Below are 22,256 nucleotides of genomic sequence, written 5' to 3'. Positions count from 1 at the left end.
TCCTCATTTGTCGTTTTTGCATTGCGTTTTACGCTATCCAGATACCAACCCAAGAAGCCTTGGTAGCGTCATAGATAGTGATGGGAAAAAAGTAATCAAAAATATTACGGCCACTTCAACCGCCAAAAATGGCAAAATCGCTTTTGATATCGTTTCAATTCTCTCGCCTGACACGCTCGAAGCAACGAATAGCACCAACCCCATGGGGGGTGTTGCCAAACCTACTGTTAAGTTAACGCTCATAATGATGGCGAAGTGCACCGGATCGATGCCAAGATTTATGAAGATGGGACCTAGAATAGGACCTAGAATGATTATTGCGGGACCCGCATCCAAAAACATCCCGACAACAAACAACAGAAGGTTAATCAAAAACAACAACATCAATGGGTTTTCGCTAATGGTTAGCACCCACTGAGCAAGAATTTCCGCACTGTGCGATAAACTCACCACCGTTTTAAACGCAATGGCTGAGCCAACCAATAACAAAACAACTGCAGAAGCTTGCGCTCCTTTAATAAAGATCCCTGGCAAGTCACGCAATTTAACGGTCTTCATCACCCATACGCTGATGATTAATGCATAAGCCGTTGCTACCGCTGATGCTTCCGTAGGCGTAAAAATCCCTCCAATGATGCCACCCAATATGATTACTGGGGCAAACAAAGGGAAGATAGCATTTCGCGTTGCGTGACCACGTTCTTTCCAAGATGCTTTTGGTCCCGCGACAGGGAAATCGTATTTCTTCGCCATTAAGGCGATCATTAACATCAACCCACCGCCGACCAATATACCGGGTACAATCCCGGCTGCGAACAAAGCGGCAACAGACACTTCCATGGTGTATGCATAGATAATCATGATGCCCGAAGGCGGAATTATAGGGCCAATAACAGATGAAGCGGCCGTTATAGCTGCGGCGAACTTACGGCTGTAACCGTTTTTCTCCATCGCTGGAATCATCATCGAACCAATTGCAGAGGTATCCGCCACAGCAGATCCAGAAAGCCCAGCAAACAGCATACTAGACATCACATTGACATGGGCTAAGCCACCACGTACGTGACCAATAAAGGATTGTGAAAACTGCACCAAATTCATCGTTATGCCGCCGCGATTCATTAATTCACCGGCTAACATGAAGAATGGAATTGCCATCAACGGAAATGAATCAATACCATTGTAGATATTGCGGAAAAGTAGTGAGATATCTCGCTCCATGCCTGTGGCGTAAAGCATGAAGCCAGGGGCCGCCAGCATAGCAAAGAACACTGGCATACCGATCAAAAGTAAAATAAGAAATAAAGGTAAAAACAGAGCTAACATAAAAGGTTTCTCTTTTTATTGTTGTTCTATTGCCGCTCAGAGATATTAATCCACCGAGGCATCCGCACGAACTTCTGTAGGCATCTCGAATTCTTGTTTGTGCCCGAGCAAACTCCCTAGCTCACGCAAACACAATTCGATATTTGCTAACAGCATCGTAATAAAACAGACTGGCATCGCTAGATAAATCCATGCTCGAGAAATATGGATAGACGCTGCACGTGAACGAAAACCTCGTTCAAAAAACTCTATTCCCATTAGCGACAATTTCACTAATACAGCCCCAGCAAGCAGCAGCAAGACCAGCTTCAATATGCTTGACGCTTTGGTAGGCAGCATTTGCAAAACCATATCAATTGCTACGAATGAACCGCGGCGGTAGGCTTCACCTGCGACTACCGCCATCATCCAAATCATCAGCGCTCGGGCCACTTCCTCTGGCCAAGGCAGTGCAGACCCTAAAACATAACGACAAAACACCTGTAATAAAATCACGCAGATCATGGCGGTAACCAGCATCCACGCGATGTTGCGGCCTATTCGATTAAGCAATTGATTAATACAGGTGAACCACCCCACCAAAGTTCGAAGAACGGCCATACATGACTCCTCTAAAACATTTATTATTGTTATCGTGTTTTATCGTTTACGGCACTTCTTGGCCAGCCGCTGCCGTCCATAACTCGAACCATGTTTCGCGGTCGATGTCGATATTAAGTATGTTAGATAAGGTCTTTATACGTTCAGGGTTATTTGTACCAACGACAGGTAAAATATTTGCAGGATGAGCCAATAGCCACGCCAAGGCGACATGATCCGCTGACGCATCTTGTTCTTTTGCCAAACGCTCAAACAGAGGAGCAAGGCGCCGTGTTTCAGGTGTATCTGCGAACAGAGCGCCACCACCTAATGGCGACCAAGCCATCGGCGTAATTCCATCTAGCTGCATGGCACTCAACGCGCCGTTCGTAAACGCGTCGCGCTGCAGGAGGCTCATTTCAATTTGATTCGTGGCTAGAGGGTGACGCATATTTGCTTGCAGTAATCGCCAATCCCATACATCAAAGTTAGACACGCCGATAGCTTTCACCTTGCCACTATCAACTAACTCGTCTAGCACTGCGCCGGTCTCAGCGGCATTCATAAGCGGATCAGGGCGATGGATCAACAATAGATCAAGGTAATCAGTTGAAAGGTTTTGTAGGCTTTGCTCTGCACTCGCTCGGATGTACTCTGCACTAGTATCGTAAAATTTAACACGACGATCGGGGAACTTATCTGACATGAGAGCGATGTCACATTTCGAAATTAGCTGCATTTTTGAACGCAAATCTGAGTCGGCAGCGAGCGCTTTGCCAAAAAGCTTCTCACACTCGTAATCGCCGTAAATGTCTGCATGGTCAAACGTCGTGATGCCTTGTTCTAGGCATAAATCTATCTTTTCTCTAACGTGTTTAACGGAAGTATCTTCGGCATCAGCCAAACGCCAAACCCCATACACTAAACGACTGAATTGAAGGTCAGATTTACCCATTTGAACCGTTTGCATGATCTTATTTCTCCAAATTTTGAGCGCCGTTGACGTCCTTCACACGCTCACAATTTTGTTTTTTTTATGATTTCACATCATGAGGGTCGATACATTCGATGACATGATGAGAGGTTGTTTATTTACACTAACAGTGTATTCTAGTGATGTAAATCAATAGTGAATGAATTTTTCTAAAAAGTTATTTTCCTGCGCAATTGTCGTTCATTGAGAGATTAAGAAATCTTTAGAACATCACTGGTAGCAAGCATTTAGAGCTTACAGAGGCATGTTTCACTTGTAAGATAGGGATATATAGAACGCAGTATTAGGTGACTAAGTGGAAAAGAAAAATAAAACAAAACAGCTACCGTTATACATTCAAATTAGTGAATTGCTGAATCGAGAAATAGCTGCAGGGCATTGGCTGCCAGGAGATCGCCTCCCTATCGAAGCGGAGCTAGCAGGAAAACTTGGTGTTGCTATCGGAACGCTACGTAAAGCATTAAAGAAACTCGAAGAAGATGGTTTTCTTGAACGACGTCAAGGTTCTGGAAATTATGTAAAACGCGCCCCTGGTGGTCGCGCGATTTACCAGTTTTTTCACCTTGAAACGCTCGCTGGAGGCGGCGTACCGACCGCAGATACCATATCCGTCACAATTGATGACGATGAATTTGTGGTGCGACAACTCAACCTCGAAGCGGATGGCAAATTATGGTGTATCAAGCGGGCACGTTTTCTCAATCACGAATTGGTCGCAATGGAACAGATTTGGTTTAAGCATTTACATGCTCCCGATCTAAAACCAAAAGATTTACATGAATCCTTATATCTTCACTATCGGGATAACTTTTCTTTTTGGATCAGCCGAGTAGAAGACGAAGTCGATTGTGCTACCGCACCTGAATGGGTAACTGATCGGCTAGGGCTTCCAAAAAACACAATTATGCCAAAGGTACATCGTCGAAGTTGGTCAAACGAAGGCATCATCGAAGAGTTTTCGTTTACATGGTATGACCCAGCCAAATGTCGTTACGTTGCCCGGTGGCACTAACAATTACATAAAAACAAGAGGTTAGAAACATGGCAAATTCCGTTCGATATGGCATCTTAGGCTGTGGGATGATGGGCCAAGAACATTTAAGAAATCTTGCCCTAATTGACGGCGCGCAGGTCGTAGCTATCACCGAACCCGATTGCGAAATGCAAAAGCGATGTGCAGAACTTGTCCCTGATGCTCAATTTTTCGACACTTTGGATGACATGCTTAATGCTGATCTTAACCTCCAAGCACTCGTTATTGCCACGCCAAATTACCAACACGCTGATCAACTGCTATCGCTCTTTGAGCGTACCACTTTACCAATATTGGTCGAAAAACCAGTGGTTAGTAGTTTAGAACATGTTTCGAAAATTCGTGCCGCGGCAGAAAAGCATCCTGCCCCAGTTTGGGTAGCGATGGAGTACCGTTACATGCCGCCCGTTGCACAGTTCCGCAAGCAGCTTCTAGATGGCGATATTGGTGAACTCAAAATGCTCAACATTCGTGAACACCGTTTTCCGTTTCTTGAAAAAGTGAATGATTGGAACCGCTTCAATCATAAAACAGGAGGAACTTTAGTCGAAAAATGCTGCCACTTCTTTGACCTCATGCGTCTACTTATGCAAAGCGATGTAAAGAGAGTTTATGCATCCACAGGTCAAGATTGCAACCATCTAGATGAACGGTATGACGGAGAAACGCCTGACATCATTGATAACGCATTTGTAGTAGTCGACTTTGAGAATGGCCAACGCGCCTGTCTTGACCTTAATATGTTCTCTGAAGGGTCGCGTTACCAAGAAGAAATCTGCGCCATTGGTCCATTGGCCAAGCTAGAATGCTTTGTCCCTGGGCCCGGCCGCTTTTGGCCAACTGAAACGCTTGGTGCAGCCCCCATTCCTAAAGTAGTGTTAAGTCCGCGCAATCCCAAAGGCCCCATTGAGGCAGACATTCCAGTGGATGACAAACTGTTAGATGCTGGCGATCACAATGGCTCCACCTATTACCAACATGTTGGATTTTTTAAAGCGATCACCGAAAACGCAAAAGTAGATGTCACAATAGAAGATGGCCTCAAAGCTGTTGTCATCGGTCTCGCTGCACAACATTCCGCCACGACTGGCCAAGCTATCGAATTAACCGATTCAGGCTATTCATTCAAGTGACAATCAAAAAACTTTTTGAAGAATAAAATTAAGTAAATCAATAGCTAAGAATTTCTTTTGGTAATCTATAAACAAAATTCATTCACTATTGATTTACTTTTTACTTTACTATGATTAGAGTTACCCATAATTCATACACCATTGATTCACATCAAAGGTCTAAACCTTCATACGATTACTTAAATGGGAGCAAACAATGAGTGTGGTAATTTCCAAACTAAAAGAACAAAAACAAGTAAATGGGTTGGATTTTCCATTGCTGGTAACGCCTCACAATTCTGACGTTCAAAGCGATAAAATGGCATTTCTAAGCTGGGTAAAAGACAACAAATCAGAACTGCATGACTTATTAATCAAGCATGGCGCTGTCCTGTTCCGTAATTTCCCTGTTGAAAACTCTGATGAATTTGAGCAAATGCTCAACCAAACCGATTATCAAAACATGCCATACGTCGGTGGTGCGGCGCCCCGAGAACAAGTCACCGAATCTCGTATTGTCACCGCTAACGAGTCTCCGGCATCCGAGACCATTCCATTCCACCACGAAATGGCGCAAGTCCCTACACCACCAGGCTACATTTTCTTTTACTGTGAAACCTCTGCTGCTAAGGGCGGCGCGACTTCTATCTTACATTCAGGTGAAATCTGCAAAAAGTTTTTCGAGATCGCGCCAGACTTTGCCAAGAAAGTAGAAGAACAAGGGGTCCGCTACGTACGTGTAATGCCAGAGGTAACAGACAACTCGTCTGCGATTGGTCGCTCTTGGAAAGATACATTCCTTGTAAACACACGCGAAGAAGCTGAAGAAAAAATGCGCGAAGCAGGGATGAACTGGGAATGGTTAGATAATGGCAATGTGCGCACCGAAACACGCGTTTTACCGGGTATCCGGTTTGACGATGAAACTCAGCAAAAAGTATTTTTTAATTCCATCGTGGCCGTGTTTACGGGCTGGAATGACGCTCGTAACGAAGGGAAAAAAGCAGTCACAACGGCCAACGGCGACCCAATGGATGAAAATGCGCTCAATCAGCTAGTGGACGCCATGGACACTTTATGTGTCAACTTCTCGTGGCAAGCAGGCGACGTACTTTGGATCAACAACCATACAGTATTACACGCACGTCAACCGTTTGAGGGTGAACGTCGAATACTGGCGTCGATATCGTTTAAATAGAAACAATCTGGATACAATAAAAAGAGCGCTATAAAGCGCTCTTTTTTATGGTGCGTTAACTATAGGACAATTAACAACAATGTTGGTTCGCTCAATGGTCACAAGCCCTTTTGCTTCCGCACTAAAAATAGCACTTTCAGAGGTCAGCTCATAAGCCTCAACTGGATTTACCCACTTCACCAAATACATAAGCCACACTGGCGAATAAAGCGAACTCTGGCTTTCATGACCTATTGGCTGCGGTGCAGAGGGAAATACATTGCGCTGGACACCTTGAGGAAAACCATAAACACGCTCCAGTACCGTCTTCTGTCGTGGGGGTTTCGGGTAATTGGGAATCGCGTCACGCAATCGCGGTGCATAGTTAGCCCCCATGTCTTTCGCCATGGCTTGATCCGATACATCGGTCGTTACATAGTATACCGTTTCGCCGTTATACCACGCTGTTTGCAACGGTAACGTGTGCGTCGTTTTTGCTGAAGGTTGGATACTCGAACACGCTGTCAAAACCGTTAAACATAATCCTAACAATGCAATTTTTAGCTTCATGAGTCCTTCACTTTATGGTCAATGCAGTTAAAGTATATTCTGAATTACAACCTATTCTCAAAGTAGACTCTATATTTCCTTTTATAGTTCCCTCGACAAAGATGAGAGCATGTCAGTCATCTGTGCGCTGGCGGACATATTTATACACCGTATTACGGCTTACGCCCGCTGCTTTGGCGGTTCGAGATACATTACCATCGTATTCTTCGAGCAGCCTAGGAATGATATCTTCAAGCGACTCTTTTGATTTTTCATTAGGTTGATCAATCGTAAAATCTGATCCTTGTTGCTCTTGCTCATTTAAATCATCAAAAAAATCGTCAGGTAGATGCCAGTCTTCCAGTTCATCGCCGTCGGCCATAGCCATACCAACCTTCAAAACATGCACCAGCTGTCGCATATTACCCGGCCACGGATGTGCCTCTAATGTATCGAGCATCACTTCACTTAGGGGCGGTCCGGTCTCTTCCTTACGCAATCGTTCGTGAACATAGCCAATCAACTTACGCTTATCTTGCCGAAACTTTAACGATGGCAACTCTATATTAAGTCCTGAGATACGGTAATAGAGATCCTGACGAAATCGCCCTTGGGCAACCTCTTCTTTTAAATGTCTATTTGTCGCAGAGATAAGTTTTACATCCACTGGATAAACTTCAGTAGATCCTAGTGGCGTAACGACGCGCTCCTGTAGAACCCTTAGCAAACGAGATTGTACCGCGATTGGCATCTCGCCAATTTCATCTAAAAACAATGTCCCTTTATGAGCACGGCGAATTAATCCAATGGAACCTTTTGTTTGAGCTCCTGTGAATGCTCCTTTTTCATAGCCAAACAACTCTGATTCAACAAGCTCAGCCGGTATGGCTGCACAATTGACAGCAACTAACATCTCTTTGTAGCGCGAACTATGATAATGCAAACTACGCACAAAAATTTCTTTACCAGCCCCTGTTTCGCCATGAATCAGAATAGGAATATCCTTCTCCATAATTTTATGGGCTTGTTTGACTATACGCTTCACACGCTCATCGCCGTGCTCAAGCTCATCTAGTGGAACAACGTTACTAGGGATATTAGTCGGCAAACATGGTTTTTCATTATCCAGCAATTTTGGCGGCGCTTTATAGTCAGCATCCATTCGATAATCAGGGACTTTCATTACCTGAGTAATTGGAGGCAACGCTTTGACATAAAATTGATAGCGTCCCAACGCTCGCAGCTTCATCGGCATATGCAATGGTTGGTTCTTAATCTCTCGCATATCACAATCAAAGATTTGGGATATGTTTAACAAGGATAAGTCCCTTGCCAATACGACTTCTGCTCGCCGATTCGCTGAGACTATCGTACCGCGCTCATCCAGCACTAGTAGCCCGGACCAATGACTGTCCAAACTGGTTAAGTTAGTGTTAAAGCTTAAAATGAAGTGGTCTTGCTGAAACGCTGCAAAAATTAATCGATTTTCGACACTTAATGACATGAGTTTAACCATGCCCAGTGTGTGGTCTTGTGGTAAGTATGCGTCGGAAGAAATGTCTAAAACACCTAACAGCTCATTTCCCGTGTCATATATTGGGGAGGCTGAACCCACCATATAGCGATTAGCGCGCAAGAAATGTTCGTCACGGCCGACCTGTATAGCCCGACCACTAATAATCGCTGTACCTATTGCATTAGTACCAACACCTTTTTCGGTCCACTGATTACCTTCAACAAGTCCATGATATTGACCACGACCGAACCGCTTCTGCCCCCATGTGTTTAGAACGTGACCTTGACGATCAGCTAACACGATCATGCAAGCAGAGTTACTAAGGATGTTCTCGTAGTAAGGAATGATTTCGTTTTCAGTCGTTTCTAACAAATTACGATGCTGATCACGTAAATCATTTAACTCTCCGTTAGGCAAGGTCGCAAAATTGGGTTCACTAGAATGCTCTAGCCCGAACTGCTCACAGCGGTACCAAGATGCTTCGATTTGTTGTTTATGTTCGTCATCCGTTAAGTTGACGTTAGGCTTAATCATCGCCGCTTCGTCACCTACCCATTCTTCTTGTTCTTTCTTTGTCATAATTGCCCCAACACGTAGTAAGGAGCGACAAGCCATTTCGTATTCTGCGGCGGCTTAACCGTTAGGTCAATGTAATTTGTCTGCACATTCTAAAAAACCTCTGATATAGCAGGCGACAGTGTTCATTAGACTGTTCACCTGAACACTTTTTACGAAATTGAACACTCTTTTTCATAACTGAACATCTTTGTAGCTTCAAAGGAAGACACTAATTATTACTTATATTTCAATATCTTAAATATAAACATCAATCTATTTTTATGTTGGCACGCCCTTTGTATAAGTTAATTTAACAAAATCGATGCATAGCTATTTGCGAAAAGCGACAAGCCAATCACTTACGCACTGAAAGCTATTCATCACTATAAAAAACCGCTTCATTGTGGCGGCCATAAAAACAACAAAGGGTTAGAAACAATGTCACTGACGCTGAGTAACGTGTCCCGCGTTGTCGACGGAGAAACTTGGATTGATGATGTCAATCTAACGTTAGAGCCAGGCTCATTTAATGTGCTACTTGGACGAACGCTTTCCGGAAAGACAACCTTAATGCGCCTAATGGCAGGGCTTGACCGCCCAACACAGGGCCAAATTTTGATGAACGGAGTAGACGTAACAGGGGTCCCTGTACGAGAGCGCAACATCTCTATGGTCTACCAGCAGTTCATTAATTATCCCAATATGACCGTATATGACAACATTGCCTCGCCTCTTAGACTTGCCAAAATGACAACGCAAGAGATTGATAAGCTCGTACGAGAAACCGCCGAAATGCTGCGCATTGACAGCTATTTAGACCGGTTACCGCTGCAATTGTCAGGGGGGCAGCAACAACGTACGGCAATGGCACGTGCACTGGTCAAAGACTCACAAATCATTTTGTTCGATGAGCCTCTCGTAAATTTAGACTACAAGCTAAGAGAAGAGCTTCGCCAAGAGCTTCGAGCTCTGTTTAAGGCTCGAAACTGTATCGCAGTTTACGCAACGACAGAACCAAATGAAGCTCTCGCGCTTGCAGGCAATACTGCTGTCCTCCACGAAGGCAAGTTATTACAGTTTGGCGAAACAGCGGAAGTCTACCATCGCCCGAAAGACATCATTACTGCCGAAATGTTCTCAGAGCCTCCAATTAACGTCGTTCCAGGACGAGTCAGCGAAACAGAAGTCACATTTGATGACACTGTCCACTTTCAACTAAATAGCGACTTACGCCCATTAGAACCCGGTGATTACCGTTTTGGTGTGCGCGCATCACATATAGGTTTAGTCCCTCATTCGGACGATGATTTGGAACTACCTGTACGTGTTGATCTCGCGGAAATTAGTGGCTCAGAGACGTTTTTACATGTCCACAACCCTCATTTCGATTTAGTTTTGCATTTATCTGGTGTACATGAATACCACGTAGATCAGCAGATCAAAGTCTATTTCCCCACTCATAAACTCTACGCATTTAACGAAAGCGGCCGATTGGTTCACGCCCCCGCTGGTTTAGGAGGTCGCTAAGATGGCAGAAATTACTCTTAATTCGCTGGCGCACACATACAGTGATAACCCAACTAAACCCGAAGACTATGCCATACGGGAAATGCAACACATTTGGCATCAGGGCGGTGCTTATGCCCTACTCGGCCCCTCTGGTTGTGGGAAATCCACATTATTGAACATCATCTCAGGTTTGCTTGAGCCTTCCGATGGCGAAGTTCTATTCGACGGTCAACGCGTCAACGAACTAAAACCCGAGGAGCGCAACATTGCTCAGGTATTTCAGTTTCCAGTGGTCTACGACACCATGACCGTCTATGACAACCTGGCTTTCCCTCTTCGTAACATTGGCGTGCCCGAGCATAAGATCCGCTCAAAAGTACTCGAAGTCGCAGAAATACTCGAGCTATCTGATCAGCTTAAGCGCAAGGCAAAAGGCTTATCCGCTGATCAAAAACAAAAAGTGTCAATGGGCCGAGGTCTAGTACGCGATGACGTGTCAGCCATTCTGTTTGATGAACCACTTACTGTGATCGACCCACAACTCAAATGGAAGTTACGCCGTAAGCTCAAGCAAATCCACGAACAATTCAACATTACCATGGTGTATGTGACTCATGATCAGCTTGAAGCATCAACGTTCGCTGACAAAATCGCAGTGATGTATCAAGGACAGATCGTTCAATTTGGGACGCCCCGCGAGTTATTTGAGAACCCCGCACATACCTTTGTTGGTTATTTCATTGGCTCGCCCGGGATGAATTTCATAGAGGCAACGGTTAATAACCAAGCGTTGGAGTTTGGTTCGCATTCCCTGCCCCTTCATCCTGATTTAAGCAGACGCCTAACGGAACTACAAACAACCCAAGTCAAAGTCGGTATCCGTCCTGAGTTCGTTCATGTTTGGGATGGCTCCAACCCTGATGCCTTCCAGGTAGATGTTGATTTTATCGAAGATCTCGGCACCTACAAGATCCTGACTTTTAACTTTGATGGCATCTTGATGAAAGCACGCTTAAGCGAAGACCAGAAAGTGCCGCATGGTAAAGCCTATGTCAGCTTCCCAGAACAATGGACCAAGATATACGTCAACGAATTCCTAGTGGAGGTCGATCATGACTAAGGTAGAAAACAACAAAGCGTGGTGGCTGGTAATGCCAGTCTTTTTGATTGTGGCATTCTCCGCGATCATTCCATTAATGACGGTCGTCAACTATTCGGTTCAAGACATCTTTGACCCTTATACCCGTTACTTTGTCGGTACAGAATGGTTCAAGCAAGTGATGACAGATTCCCGCCTTCATGATGCTTTAATACGTCAATTTATCTTCTCATTCACGATATTGGCCATAGAGATCCCTCTAGGTATTGGTGTGGCTTTGATGATGCCAACCAAAGGGCGTGGAGCATCGCTTGCTCTCATACTCGTTGCCATACCGCTACTGATTCCATGGAATGTGGTAGGCACCATCTGGCAGATATTTGGCCGCGCAGACATTGGATTGTTTGGTGCCATGATGGCAAAGCTGGGCATTAACTATAACTATGCATCAGAGCCAATGCACGCTTGGCTGACAGTGGTGCTGATGGATGTTTGGCATTGGACACCGCTAGTGGCTCTGCTCTGCTATTCTGGATTACGCGCTATCCCAGAAGTCTACTACCAAGCCGCTCGAATCGATAAAGCGTCACGCTGGGCAGTGTTCCGCTACATTCAGCTACCTAAGCTAACCAATGTCCTGATCATAGGTGTGCTCTTGCGTTTTATGGACTCATTCATGATCTATACCGAACCCTTTGTACTCACAGGCGGTGGACCGGGGACTTCCACTACATTCTTGAGCCAATCACTTGTTCAGCAGGCGATTGGACAGTTTGACCTAGGCCCAGCTGCCGCCTTCTCACTCGTGTACTTCTTAATCATCTTGCTCGTGTGTTGGGTGTTCTACACCACCATCATGAACATGCAAAAAGACAAATAGGAGGCGATCATGTCTAACGATATTCCAATGACTCGACGCACTGAGCAACATGAAAGTATTACCGATGCAACTTACACACAAAGCGCACCCCAAGCTCCTGTTTTCAGTCATGCAGAGCGAAAAGCTAAACATGCCGTTTGGCGAGGTCGAATTGGCCTAACGGTATACTTAATTCTATTGCTGATGCCAATTTACTGGCTCATCAACATGTCTTTTAAAACCAATACGGAAATCTTAAGCGGGCTATCTTTTTTTCCGCAGAATTTTACCCTAGAAAACTACGCAAAGATCTTTGGTGATGCGACGTGGTATATGGGTTACGTAAATTCGATGATTTACGTGTCAATGAACATGGTCATCAGCTTACTCGTAGCCCTACCCGCGGCGTATGCGTTTAGCCGATACCGTTTTGTGGGAGACAAACACATGTTCTTTTGGCTGCTGTCAAATCGCATGGCCCCACCAGCCGTATTCTTACTGCCGTTTTTTCAACTTTATTCATCTGTTGGCCTATTTGATACCCACATTGCGGTGGCTCTGGCCCACTGCCTTTTTAACGTCCCTCTTGCTGTATGGATTTTAGAAGGGTTTATGAGTGGTGTACCGCGAGAAATTGACGAAACAGCTTACATAGACGGCTACTCGTTCCCAAAATTCTTTGTGAAAATCTTTATCCCTTTGATCCGCTCAGGAATCGGTGTTACCGCATTTTTCTGTTTCATGTTCTCTTGGGTCGAACTTCTCTTAGCTCGAACATTAACATCCGTCGACGCCAAGCCAATTGGAGCCATTATGACCCGTACAGTCTCCGCCTCAGGGATGGACTGGGGTCTATTAGCTGCTGCAGGTGTACTCACCATTATCCCCGGTATTTTGGTGGTCTACTTCGTTCGTAACCATGTCGCCAAGGGCTTTGCCCTAGGCCGAGTATAAGGAGAAAGTCATGGCTTGGATGTCTTGGACATTACCGACTGCCGCATTTTTTGCAGGCATCGCCTTAATTTTAATCGCAATGACGGCTTGGCAAGTGGTTTCACCAAGCGTTGAGCGTAGAGGTTTCTTGCCTTTGGAAACAACCCGCGGCGATCGCTTATTTATTGGCCTGTTAACCAGCGCCTTTATCCACCTAGGTTTTGTTGCATTAAGTGACCTGTCACTTTATGTCGCGACCGCTCTCTGCGTAATTTGGATGATGATCCTTATGCGTTGGGGCTAATCAGTGAGAGACAAGGAAGAGTTTGCAGGGAAGCAATAATCTATAATCAACTGTTGAGGTAAAACATGTACAACAATAAAAAGAAGCTCGTTTTAGCTGCTATCCCATTCGCAGTGGCGATGCATTCAGCGTCCCTATGGGCCGATCAGTATTCAGATGCTGCACAAAAATGGGTCGACAACGAGTTTACCGTTTCGACACTATCCGAAGATGAGCAGCTAAAAGAGCTAGCTTGGTTTACAAAAGCCGCTGAACGCTTTCGAGGCATGGAAATAAATGTTGCATCTGAAACGCTCACGACTCATAAATACGAGTCGCAAGTACTTGCTAAAGCCTTCGCAGAAATCACTGGAATCAAAGTTAATCACGATTTGATTCAAGAAGGTGACGTAGTAGAAAAACTACAAACTCAAATGCAGTCTGGACGCAACATCTATGATGCTTATGTTAACGACTCCGACCTGATCGGTACGCACTTTCGCTACGGCAAAGTTGTACCCATTACTGACATTATGGCCGAAGAGCCATCACTGAAATCGCCGACACTGGACTTAGCAGACTTCATCGGCTTGAACTTCACGTCTGGTCCAGACGGCAAACTGTATCAGTTACCTACGCAACAGTTCGCTAACTTATACTGGTTCCGCTATGACTGGTACCAACGTCCAGAACTAAAAAAACAATTTAAAGAGATCTATGGCTATGAACTCGGTGTGCCAGTCAACTGGTCAGCCTATGAAGACATCGCTGAATTCTTTACCGTACATGTTGGTGAGATCGATGGTGAAAAAGTCTACGGCCATATGGATTATGGAAAAAAAGATCCATCACTAGGTTGGCGTTTTACGGATGCATGGTTCTCTATGGCCGGTGCAGGAGATAAAGGACTACCTAATGGTTTACCTGTTGATGAATGGGGAATTCGTGTTGAAGGCTGTAGCCCAGTAGGTTCAAGCGTATCTCGCGGAGGCGCGACTAATGGTCCTGCTGCGGTCTATGCAACCACTAAATATGTGGATTGGTTGCGCCAGTATGCCCCCCCAGAAGCCCAAGGTATGACATTCTCGGAGGCTGGCCCTGTACCTGCTCAAGGGAACGTTGCGCAACAAATATTCTGGTATACAGCCTTCACCGCAGATATGACCCAAAAGGGTCTTCCTGTAGTAAACGAAGATGGGACGCCTAAATGGCGGATGGCCCCCTCTCCACGAGGCCCATACTGGGAGGAAGGTATGAAACTTGGCTACCAAGATGTTGGTGCTTGGACATTCATGAACTCTACGCCAGATGACCGTCGTAACGCAGCGTGGTTGTATGCTCAATTCACAACAGCAAAAACGGTGTCGTTGAAGAAAACGCTCGTAGGACTAACGCCTATTCGTGAGTCGGATATTAACTCTCCGGAAATGCAAGAAGCAGCCCCGTACTTAGGGGGCTTAGTAGAGTTCTACAAAGGACCTGCGCGCGAGCAATGGTCTCCAACGGGGATCAATGTACCCGACTATCCAAAACTGGCTCAGCTTTGGTGGCAGTACATTTCCCAAGCAGCGAGTGGCGAAGCAACGCCTCAAGAGGCATTAGACGGACTAGCAGAAGCGCAAGATAAAGTGCTAAACCGTTTGGAACGCGCAGGTGTACATGAGAATTGTGGGCCTAAATTGAACAAACCGCAGGACCCTTCTTATTGGCTAAACAAACCTGGGGCTCCAAAAGCGAAACTCGCTAACGAAAAAGTCCAAGGCAAGACCATTGACTACGATGCACTACTCCGCTCTTGGGAGTAAATAAGTAATAAGGACCACCTCTAAGTGATTGACCGGCCAATAGGCCGGTCTTTTTTGTTTTAATTAGGCGATGTAAGAACCGATTTCGTCGTAAATCTTAATGGATACCAAGGTAGCAAGGGTACTCATACGAATCACTTCTGGCGGATTATCCGTGGACCAAAAATCACGCCACTCTTCCTTTGAGTTCCAACGCGCTATCGCCAAAAAGTGATTAACTTTTCCATCTTCTGCTAATAGGCAGCTGCCCTGAGCACCTGGATAGGTTTCCCGCACGATCTGTGTGGTTTGCTTCCAAGCATCACAAAAATCACTGATATTTTCAGGGCTTACTTGCCACTCATAAACTACTCGGATCATGATATTTCCTTAAATTAAAGCGAATAAAGGTTATAAATCAGTTGTACCAAATCTTTTCTAAATCGTATATAGACACATTTGTAACCACGTACCTAAGGACAGTTAAACGTCGCTTCTGCCATGATTTTCAATAAAAAAGGGAGCCTAGGCTCCCTCTTAGATGGCGAACGTTGATTCATTACAAACTTGATCGAACACGACGCACGGCATCGACCCATCCATCATACAACTTATGTCGGTTGTCTTCGTCCATATCTGGTGTAAAACAATGCTCCGACTGCCAAAGCTCACTAATCTGATCTAATGATTCGTAGAGGCCTATGCGCAATCCTGCTAAAAAAGCGACACCTAGTGCAGTGGTCTCAGTGACTTTAGGGCGCTCGACCGTAATCCCCAATAAGTCACTCAAAAACTGCACCACAAGATCATTAACTACCATACCGCCGTCTACCCGCAATGTCTCGAAGTTAGCTCCGTCCTGAGCCATCGCATCTACTAGGTCTTTGGTCTGGTAACAGACCGAGCGTAGGCCCGCGCTCACAATATCAGACGCGCTGGTATCGCGTGTAAGTCCAATCATCGCGCCGCGAGCATCAGGATCCCAATAAGGGGCCCCTAATCCCGTAAAGGCAGGCACTAGATAAACCGTATCAGCATTGAGGGCTTGTTTTGCTAGACTCTGTGTTTCAGAGGCATCTGCAAACAGCTTCAAACCATCACGCAGCCACTGAATCGCAGCACCTGCTACAAAGATACTGCCCTCTAACGCGTAGGTAACCTGGCCATTAATACGGTAACCAACAGTAGTGAGCATTTTATGTTCTGAAGTCAGTGCTTTATCGCCGGTATTTAAAATCAGGAAGCAACCAGTACCATAGGTACTTTTAACCATCCCCGGTGTGAAGCACGCTTGGCCTACCAACGCCGCTTGTTGGTCACCCGCCACACCGTTGACTGGAATCTCTGCACCCAACCACTGCTCATCTATGACACCAAAGTCATCACTTGAGTCCATGACTTGAGGGAAAATAACATCGCCAATACCTAGCAATTCAATGAGTTCATCATCCCACTGTTGCGTATGTATATTAAAAGCCATTGTGCGAGCTGCGTTGGTTGCATCGGTGCGATGATAGCGACCACTTGTCAGCTGCCACAATAGATAGCTATCAACCGTCCCGAATGCGATATGACCAAGCTTAGCGCGCTCTTTGACACCTTCGACATTTTCTAATATCCATCGAATCTTCGTCGCAGAAAAATACGGGTCAATCAGTAATCCCGTTTTGGCTTGGACACTATCGCCATGGCCCTGCTCAACTAGCGCCTGGCAGTATTCGCTGGTTCTTCGGTCTTGCCAAACAATGGCGTTATAAACCGGCTTGCCCGTTTCCGTATCCCATAGAATAGTCGTTTCACGCTGGTTAGTAATACCAATAGAGGCTACCGTGCTTGAATCGATATCTGTATCCTTGAGCACATTGCGGCAAACGGCTAGAGTCGATTGCCAAAGATCCTCAGGATCATGTTCAACCCAACCATCGTTGGGGAAAATTTGTGGGAATTCTTGCTGAGACTGCCCAACCCGAACGCCTTTTGTATCAAAGATGATGGCGCGGCTACTAGTGGTACCTTGGTCAATTGCGAGTAGATACTGGCTCATAAGAAGGTTTCTCTTGTTGACTGTATCATCCAACCACCTGACTCTGAATAACGAGATCATGTGACTAAATATTGTTATTTTTGTTATTCGAACATTAATGTTCAAATTCGAATATCACTATTAAAACTATAATTGCTAGGTTTAGCAAGCGACTATCGAGGAGTTTAGTATTGTATGGGCCAACAAACACGACAGGATCGAATTATTCAACTCGTGCGCGAAAAGGGTTACGCTTCCATTGAAGAGCTTGCCGCCCTATTTCAGGTCACACCTCAAACCATACGCCGTGACATAAACTCGCTCGCCGATCAGAACTTTATTCGTCGTCATCATGGTGGTGCGAGCTATGATTCCTCCACCACGAATGTTGACTACAATACACGACAAGCGTTACAGCTCGATGCCAAAAAACAGATCGCCAAGCGTGTTGCCGAAGAAATTCCTAATGGAGCATCAATGTTTATCAATATCGGTACCACCACCGAAGAAGTAGCACGCGCACTACTCAATCACGAAAAACTCAAAATCATCACTAACAACATCAATGTTGCGTCGATCTTGCGTGTAAAAGAGGACTTCAACGTCATTGTCGCAGGCGGCTCGGTACGCTCTAGAGATGGTGGAATCATTGGCGAAGCAACCGTCGATTTCATTAATCAATTTCGTGTAGATTACGGCATTATCGGGATCAGCGGAATCGATCAAGAAGACGGTTCACTGTTGGATTATGACTACCAAGAGGTCCGTGTTGCACAAGGCATTATTGCTAATTCGAGAAACGTTTTTCTCGCTGCGGACAACGCAAAGTTTGGCCGTAACGCCATGGTGAGACTGGGTAATATTACTCAAGTAGATCGTCTATTTACGGACGCTCAGCCACCAAAAAGTATCCATGCGCTGCTCAAAGAACACTCTGTTAAATTAGAGCTGTGCGAATAGAAATAGCCCTACAATCGTTTCTTTGTCACATCGTCAATGTAAGGGAGCCCAGCTCCCTGAATACCAAATTACAACATCCTCGACCTCATTTTTTTCACCTGCCACCTTGAAAACGCTCAAAATCGCGTCTACTATCGAAGATATATTTTCGTTTTTGAACATTAATGTTCATTTTTCAAAAGAGGTAAGTCATGAAACAAACGCATTTTGATCTCTTCGTAGTAGGCGGAGGCATCAACGGTACAGGGATCGCGGCCGATGCTTCAGGGCGTGGACTTTCAGTCGCTCTCTGCGAGATGAACGACCTAGCTAGCGCCACCTCGTCAGCTAGCAGCAAATTGATTCATGGCGGTTTACGTTACTTAGAGCATTATGAGTTCCGCTTGGTCCGTGAGGCCCTAAGCGAACGAGAAGTCCTCCTTAAAATCGCGCCGCATCTAGTTACCCCAATGCGCTTTCAAATGCCCCACCGGGCGCATTTGCGACCAGCGTGGCTGATTCGTCTGGGCTTATTTTTATATGATCATCTTGGTAAACGTGAACTTCTACCCGGCTCAAAAGGGGTTAAATACGACTCAAGCAGTGCATTGAAAAGTGAAATTACAAAGGGGTTTGAATACTCTGATTGCTGGGTTGACGATGCGCGACTCGTCGTTGCCAACGCGCTCAGCGCTCAAGAGTCTGGCGCACTAATTATGCCTCGCACACGCTGTGAATCAGCTTACCGTGAAAACGGAAAATGGATTATCGAAGTACAAGATACTGTGACTGGGGAGCGCAAACAGTTCTCAGCTGGAGGAATAGTGAATGCGGCGGGGCCATGGGTGTCCAGTTTTATAGAACAGAAAGTTCAGCGCAAAGCGCCTTATGGTATTCGTATGATAAAAGGCAGCCATATCGTTGTGCCAAAACTGTTCGAACAATCTAACTCATTTATCATGCAGAATGCAGATAATCGCATTGTGTTCGCCATTCCTTATCGAGATAAGTACACCTTAATCGGCACCACAGACGAAGAGTATAAAGGCGAGCCAAAAGATGTAGCGATTAGCCAAGAAGAAACAGACTACATTTTGGATGTTGCAAACCAGCATTTTAAAACGCAACTAACACAAGAAGATATCGTTTGGACCTACTCGGGTGTGCGCCCTCTTTTAAACGACGAGTCATCTGACGCCTCTGCCGTGACCCGCGATTACACACTGCACGTAGAGGATGATCAAGGAAAAGCACCATTATTGAGTATTTTCGGTGGCAAAATCACAACCTATCGTCAACTTGCTTTGTCCGCAATGAATGACCTAAAACCCTACTTCCCATCAATGGGCAAAGAATGGACTCATGCCAAGCCACTTCCTGGAGGTGATATGAGTAATGACTACGATATTATGATAGGTAAATTACGGGCCGAATTCCCATTTTTAACCCAGGACTTAGCTCGTCGCTTTACCGGAAGTTACGGCACCATGTCGTATGTACTTCTTAGCGACTCCAAATCACTCGACGATTTAGGCGCCTGCTTTGGCTCTGACTTATACCAGAAAGAAGTCGATTACCTTCTAGAACATGAATGGGCACATACAACAGAAGATATACTGTGGCGGCGCACAAAACTCGGTTTGGAATTCAACCCTGACCAAGTTAAAGCGCTCGACGAGTATCTCGCGAAGCAAAGCGAGCTCACAGCAGAGAATGCTGATTTGGTAGAAATAGCGTAATCTACAACTAAAGAGGCCACTCACTTTGAGCGGCCTCTTTTATTATAAAACGCCAATCTGATATCACTTCTTAATTCACAATAACTCCAAGGCCTTGTATGTACGCAATGCCGAATGCGCATCGTTCGCAGCATACAAAATTTGGCTTTCTTTCAGTGGATAAGCCCCCCAGTTAGATTTTTGCGCGCCTTTGCCTAACCTTTGCTGTAATACCATTGCAACAGCCGCGCGGGCACCAATACTGTTTTTCTCCCCTACCATTTGCTTGAGCTTAATCGACAGGTCTAACGTATTCGCAATATCGATATTGAGCTTGCTCTTTAACTCTCGCTTATCATCCTTTAAGCCAAAGCCGATTTTCTGGATAGTCGTATCGGTTAACAGCAACTTTGCAACAGCCAAGGCCGCTTGGAAACGAGTTGGGAACAAAAATCCCTGTGATTCAGTCGCCAGCTGAATCAATGAGGGACCGGGACTCACCTGCCCCTTTTGAAATATAGGCTTACTTTCAGTGTCAAAACCGACACAAACCTCTTGCTTAAGGATACCGAATGCTCGCTTCGCATCCTGTTCCGTTTCGACTATCGTAATGTCTGTAAGAGCTACCCCCTGATATAGAGGCAAGGCACTGATCTCTTCTTTAGTCGGGCGTTTCATAATCATTCTCTGGCTTCCTTTGTTTTAAAGCTACTCGGGGCAATGCCAAAACGGTAGATCAACCATAATGAGAATAGCCAACAGAAAAAGGCACAATCAAAGCATAGTTTGTTCAATCTTCTACGGAGCCGTATTCTTTTGCCAACTTTAAGAAACGTTTATGTATGCGACGAGTTGCCCACCATACGCCACCAATCACGATTGGCACAGAAATCCCCACTGCGAGGCTTTTATCAATCGGGGCACCGTGCTGATACGCAGCTTCGATAAGATATTTGATAAGCCCGATACTGTAATAAGAAATGGCTGCAACCGATAACCCTTCCACTGTATGCTGCATCGCCAACTGAATTTTCGAACGACGATCCATGGAGGCAAGTAAGTGTTGGTTTTGCGATTGAATCGACATTTCAACGCGCGTACGCATCATGTCGGATACACGGTCAAGGCGTCTGGACAAATTCTCCAAATGCTCACTGGTTGCCTTACACGTACGCACTGCTGGCGTTAAACGACGTGTCATAAATTCGGTAATAGTTAGGTGACCTGACACCTCATCTTCTTTGAGCTCAGCGAGACGCTTTAAGACAAGGTCATGATATGCTGACGTCGCACTGAATCTAAATGTTGTCTTAGCTCGCGCGGCTTCAACCCACGCCGCCATATCAATTATTTGCGTCAGAACTTGTTGCTCATCCACCTCGCTGGCTTCGGCCAATGTTGCCGTCAGATCAGCTAAACGCTGATCCATTTGTGCCAAGCGCTGATTGTAATGACGCGCGAGCGGTAAACTCAGCAGAGCAAACAAACGGTACGATTCAATCTCAATCAGCCGTTGCACCATGCGCCCAAGCTGACTGTCACTCATATTTCGGTTGTAAACTAAGACACGGCCACAGCCGTCACTGTGCACCTTAAATGTTGTCCAGACTTGAGCATCACCATTGTGCGGCCGGCTACCAATTAAACGCATACTTTCAAAGTACGATTTAACGTGCACTAAATCAGGTTCAGGCCGCTCTTTTGCGTCTTCGATTGCAACATGAAAAGCTGACACAACAGTACCAACCATATTTTTAACCCAATCTTGGGGCAAACAACTTAAGCCATTGTTGGCAAATGGGTCCTGTTGAAATGGCGCGCCCTCGTTAATGATCGTGTAAGAAATAAACTCTAAATGCGACTCGCGGCGAATACGAACATCTCCATGAGCTACTTCTAGACAAACACTGTCCTGTGCGGGAGGCACTGCTCCAAAACGCTGAAATAGAGTTAAAAAATGATCGAAGTCTTGTTTTTTTTGCTCGACGTCCATCATCACCGCTACATAACTCACGCGAGCAGTACTAGGGATAACCTGAAATGGTCGAGAATGGAGTTCTGCGTACAGATCATCTCTCTGGGCATGCATAGTTAATCCGTAAGGATTCACGACGGTCACGGGCAACTCTCTTCCTTTTTAGTGGGAACTAAATCATTGGCTTTATTGATAATTATTGCAACCTTACGTTTAGTAGAGAAAGCGTTTTTCTTCACGTTTCATAAATTAGGTACGGCTTAGCTAACGTAAAGGACGCTTTGGAAACA

General features: G+C 45.4%; 20 protein-coding genes. 11 read left to right on the top strand and 9 right to left on the bottom strand.

The annotated features are described in order from the left end of the window. Positions 1–33 precede the first annotated feature (33 nt). Genes DN730_RS14405 through DN730_RS14395 form a run of 3 tightly spaced genes read right to left on the bottom strand, consistent with a single transcriptional unit; the run spans position 34 to position 2,875 of the window. Positions 34–1,326, bottom strand: a complete 1,293-nt coding sequence (locus DN730_RS14405) for a TRAP transporter large permease (RefSeq protein WP_115468850.1) — start codon at positions 1,324–1,326, stop codon at positions 34–36. A gap of 45 nt (positions 1,327–1,371) precedes the next feature. Next, on the bottom strand, positions 1,372–1,926 hold the full coding sequence (locus tag DN730_RS14400) for a TRAP transporter small permease (RefSeq protein WP_115468849.1): 555 nt from the start codon (positions 1,924–1,926) through the stop codon (positions 1,372–1,374). A gap of 46 nt (positions 1,927–1,972) precedes the next feature. Beyond that, positions 1,973–2,875, bottom strand: coding sequence for an aldo/keto reductase (locus DN730_RS14395; protein WP_115468848.1), 903 nt, complete (start codon positions 2,873–2,875; stop codon positions 1,973–1,975). A 319-nt stretch (positions 2,876–3,194) separates the two neighbouring features. Between DN730_RS14395 and DN730_RS14390 the strand changes: the two genes are divergently transcribed. The 3 genes from DN730_RS14390 (at position 3,195) to DN730_RS14380 (ending at position 6,242) form a co-directional block, all read left to right on the top strand. Next, complete coding sequence (locus DN730_RS14390) at positions 3,195–3,911, top strand: GntR family transcriptional regulator (RefSeq protein WP_115468847.1); 717 nt, start codon at positions 3,195–3,197, stop codon at positions 3,909–3,911. 29 nt (positions 3,912–3,940) lie between these two features. Then, positions 3,941–5,065 carry a Gfo/Idh/MocA family protein gene (locus DN730_RS14385; protein ID WP_115468846.1) on the top strand — a complete coding sequence of 375 codons (1,125 nt, stop codon included), beginning with the start codon at positions 3,941–3,943 and terminating at the stop codon, positions 5,063–5,065. Positions 5,066–5,261: 196 nt separating this feature from the next. After that, positions 5,262–6,242 (top strand): TauD/TfdA family dioxygenase, encoded by a 981-nt coding sequence (locus tag DN730_RS14380; protein ID WP_115468845.1) that lies wholly within the window; start codon positions 5,262–5,264, stop codon positions 6,240–6,242. A 45-nt stretch (positions 6,243–6,287) separates the two neighbouring features. Here DN730_RS14380 and DN730_RS14375 read toward each other — a convergent pair whose 3' ends face one another. Together DN730_RS14375 and DN730_RS14370 are read right to left on the bottom strand one after the other, a co-directional pair. Then, positions 6,288–6,791: a DUF7482 domain-containing protein gene (locus DN730_RS14375; RefSeq protein ID WP_115468844.1), complete on the bottom strand. Its 504-nt coding sequence runs from the start codon at positions 6,789–6,791 to the stop codon at positions 6,288–6,290. 112 nt (positions 6,792–6,903) lie between these two features. Beyond that, on the bottom strand, positions 6,904–8,865 hold the full coding sequence (locus DN730_RS14370) for a sigma-54-dependent Fis family transcriptional regulator (protein WP_115468843.1): 1,962 nt from the start codon (positions 8,863–8,865) through the stop codon (positions 6,904–6,906). Positions 8,866–9,282: 417 nt separating this feature from the next. Here DN730_RS14370 and DN730_RS14365 point away from each other — a divergent pair, with 417 nt between their 5' ends. From DN730_RS14365 to DN730_RS14340, 6 genes are all read left to right on the top strand, one after another. Then, positions 9,283–10,371 (top strand): ABC transporter ATP-binding protein, encoded by a 1,089-nt coding sequence (locus tag DN730_RS14365; protein ID WP_115468842.1) that lies wholly within the window; start codon positions 9,283–9,285, stop codon positions 10,369–10,371. A gap of 1 nt (position 10,372) precedes the next feature. Then, a complete protein-coding gene (locus DN730_RS14360) occupies positions 10,373–11,473 on the top strand; it encodes an ABC transporter ATP-binding protein (RefSeq protein WP_115468841.1) in 1,101 nt (366 codons plus the stop codon). After that, complete coding sequence (locus DN730_RS14355; protein ID WP_170139027.1) at positions 11,466–12,332, top strand: carbohydrate ABC transporter permease; 867 nt, start codon at positions 11,466–11,468, stop codon at positions 12,330–12,332. Before DN730_RS14360 ends, DN730_RS14355 begins: the two co-directional genes overlap by 8 nt. Before the next feature lie 183 nt (positions 12,333–12,515). Further along, positions 12,516–13,265 (top strand): carbohydrate ABC transporter permease, encoded by a 750-nt coding sequence (locus DN730_RS14350; RefSeq protein ID WP_211313890.1) that lies wholly within the window; start codon positions 12,516–12,518, stop codon positions 13,263–13,265. Between the two features lie 10 nt (positions 13,266–13,275). Next, positions 13,276–13,548, top strand: coding sequence for a DUF2160 domain-containing protein (locus tag DN730_RS14345; RefSeq protein WP_115468839.1), 273 nt, complete (start codon positions 13,276–13,278; stop codon positions 13,546–13,548). Between the two features lie 65 nt (positions 13,549–13,613). Next, complete coding sequence (locus tag DN730_RS14340; protein ID WP_115468838.1) at positions 13,614–15,332, top strand: ABC transporter substrate-binding protein; 1,719 nt, start codon at positions 13,614–13,616, stop codon at positions 15,330–15,332. A gap of 63 nt (positions 15,333–15,395) precedes the next feature. Here the strand turns inward: DN730_RS14340 and DN730_RS14335 are convergent, their stop codons facing one another. Both DN730_RS14335 and glpK read right to left on the bottom strand, forming a co-directional pair. Next, positions 15,396–15,692: an antibiotic biosynthesis monooxygenase family protein gene (locus DN730_RS14335; RefSeq protein WP_115468837.1), complete on the bottom strand. Its 297-nt coding sequence runs from the start codon at positions 15,690–15,692 to the stop codon at positions 15,396–15,398. Between the two features lie 178 nt (positions 15,693–15,870). Then, positions 15,871–17,355 carry a glycerol kinase GlpK gene (glpK, locus tag DN730_RS14330; protein ID WP_115468836.1) on the bottom strand — a complete coding sequence of 495 codons (1,485 nt, stop codon included), beginning with the start codon at positions 17,353–17,355 and terminating at the stop codon, positions 15,871–15,873. Positions 17,356–17,529: 174 nt separating this feature from the next. Between glpK and DN730_RS14325 the strand changes: the two genes are divergently transcribed. Then, complete coding sequence (locus DN730_RS14325; RefSeq protein ID WP_115468835.1) at positions 17,530–18,294, top strand: DeoR/GlpR family transcriptional regulator; 765 nt, start codon at positions 17,530–17,532, stop codon at positions 18,292–18,294. A gap of 191 nt (positions 18,295–18,485) precedes the next feature. Continuing rightward, positions 18,486–20,012: a glycerol-3-phosphate dehydrogenase gene (glpD, locus tag DN730_RS14320; RefSeq protein ID WP_115468834.1), complete on the top strand. Its 1,527-nt coding sequence runs from the start codon at positions 18,486–18,488 to the stop codon at positions 20,010–20,012. Between the two features lie 75 nt (positions 20,013–20,087). Here glpD and DN730_RS14315 read toward each other — a convergent pair whose 3' ends face one another. Together DN730_RS14315 and DN730_RS14310 are read right to left on the bottom strand one after the other, a co-directional pair. Beyond that, positions 20,088–20,675 carry a 3'-5' exonuclease gene (locus DN730_RS14315; RefSeq protein ID WP_245957979.1) on the bottom strand — a complete coding sequence of 196 codons (588 nt, stop codon included), beginning with the start codon at positions 20,673–20,675 and terminating at the stop codon, positions 20,088–20,090. A gap of 106 nt (positions 20,676–20,781) precedes the next feature. Further along, positions 20,782–22,110, bottom strand: coding sequence for a DUF3422 family protein (locus tag DN730_RS14310; RefSeq protein WP_245957978.1), 1,329 nt, complete (start codon positions 22,108–22,110; stop codon positions 20,782–20,784). Between the last annotated feature and the right edge of the window lie 146 nt (positions 22,111–22,256).

The organism is Marinomonas piezotolerans, assembly GCF_003362755.1.
In the GTDB taxonomy this organism is placed as follows: domain Bacteria; phylum Pseudomonadota; class Gammaproteobacteria; order Pseudomonadales; family Marinomonadaceae; genus Marinomonas; species Marinomonas piezotolerans.
This window is presented reverse-complemented; position numbering and strand designations above follow the sequence as displayed.

What these genes read in the sequence shown, in the direction of transcription:
- DN730_RS14405 (WP_115468850.1), bottom strand. Translation starts at nt 1,326, where the DNA reads ATGTTAGCTCTGTTTTTACCTTTATTTCTTATTTTACTTTTGATCGGT.
- DN730_RS14400 (WP_115468849.1), bottom strand. Translation starts at nt 1,926, where the DNA reads ATGGCCGTTCTTCGAACTTTGGTGGGGTGGTTCACCTGTATTAATCAA.
- DN730_RS14395 (WP_115468848.1), bottom strand. Translation starts at nt 2,875, where the DNA reads ATGCAAACGGTTCAAATGGGTAAATCTGACCTTCAATTCAGTCGTTTA.
- DN730_RS14385 (WP_115468846.1), top strand. Translation starts at nt 3,941, where the DNA reads ATGGCAAATTCCGTTCGATATGGCATCTTAGGCTGTGGGATGATGGGC.
- DN730_RS14380 (WP_115468845.1), top strand. Translation starts at nt 5,262, where the DNA reads ATGAGTGTGGTAATTTCCAAACTAAAAGAACAAAAACAAGTAAATGGG.
- DN730_RS14375 (WP_115468844.1), bottom strand. Translation starts at nt 6,791, where the DNA reads ATGAAGCTAAAAATTGCATTGTTAGGATTATGTTTAACGGTTTTGACA.
- DN730_RS14370 (WP_115468843.1), bottom strand. Translation starts at nt 8,865, where the DNA reads ATGACAAAGAAAGAACAAGAAGAATGGGTAGGTGACGAAGCGGCGATG.
- DN730_RS14365 (WP_115468842.1), top strand. Translation starts at nt 9,283, where the DNA reads ATGTCACTGACGCTGAGTAACGTGTCCCGCGTTGTCGACGGAGAAACT.
- DN730_RS14360 (WP_115468841.1), top strand. Translation starts at nt 10,373, where the DNA reads ATGGCAGAAATTACTCTTAATTCGCTGGCGCACACATACAGTGATAAC.
- DN730_RS14355 (WP_170139027.1), top strand. Translation starts at nt 11,466, where the DNA reads ATGACTAAGGTAGAAAACAACAAAGCGTGGTGGCTGGTAATGCCAGTC.
- DN730_RS14350 (WP_211313890.1), top strand. Translation starts at nt 12,516, where the DNA reads ATGCCAATTTACTGGCTCATCAACATGTCTTTTAAAACCAATACGGAA.
- DN730_RS14345 (WP_115468839.1), top strand. Translation starts at nt 13,276, where the DNA reads ATGGCTTGGATGTCTTGGACATTACCGACTGCCGCATTTTTTGCAGGC.
- DN730_RS14340 (WP_115468838.1), top strand. Translation starts at nt 13,614, where the DNA reads ATGTACAACAATAAAAAGAAGCTCGTTTTAGCTGCTATCCCATTCGCA.
- DN730_RS14335 (WP_115468837.1), bottom strand. Translation starts at nt 15,692, where the DNA reads ATGATCCGAGTAGTTTATGAGTGGCAAGTAAGCCCTGAAAATATCAGT.
- glpK (WP_115468836.1), bottom strand. Translation starts at nt 17,355, where the DNA reads ATGAGCCAGTATCTACTCGCAATTGACCAAGGTACCACTAGTAGCCGC.
- DN730_RS14325 (WP_115468835.1), top strand. Translation starts at nt 17,530, where the DNA reads ATGGGCCAACAAACACGACAGGATCGAATTATTCAACTCGTGCGCGAA.
- glpD (WP_115468834.1), top strand. Translation starts at nt 18,486, where the DNA reads ATGAAACAAACGCATTTTGATCTCTTCGTAGTAGGCGGAGGCATCAAC.
- DN730_RS14315 (WP_245957979.1), bottom strand. Translation starts at nt 20,675, where the DNA reads ATGATTATGAAACGCCCGACTAAAGAAGAGATCAGTGCCTTGCCTCTA.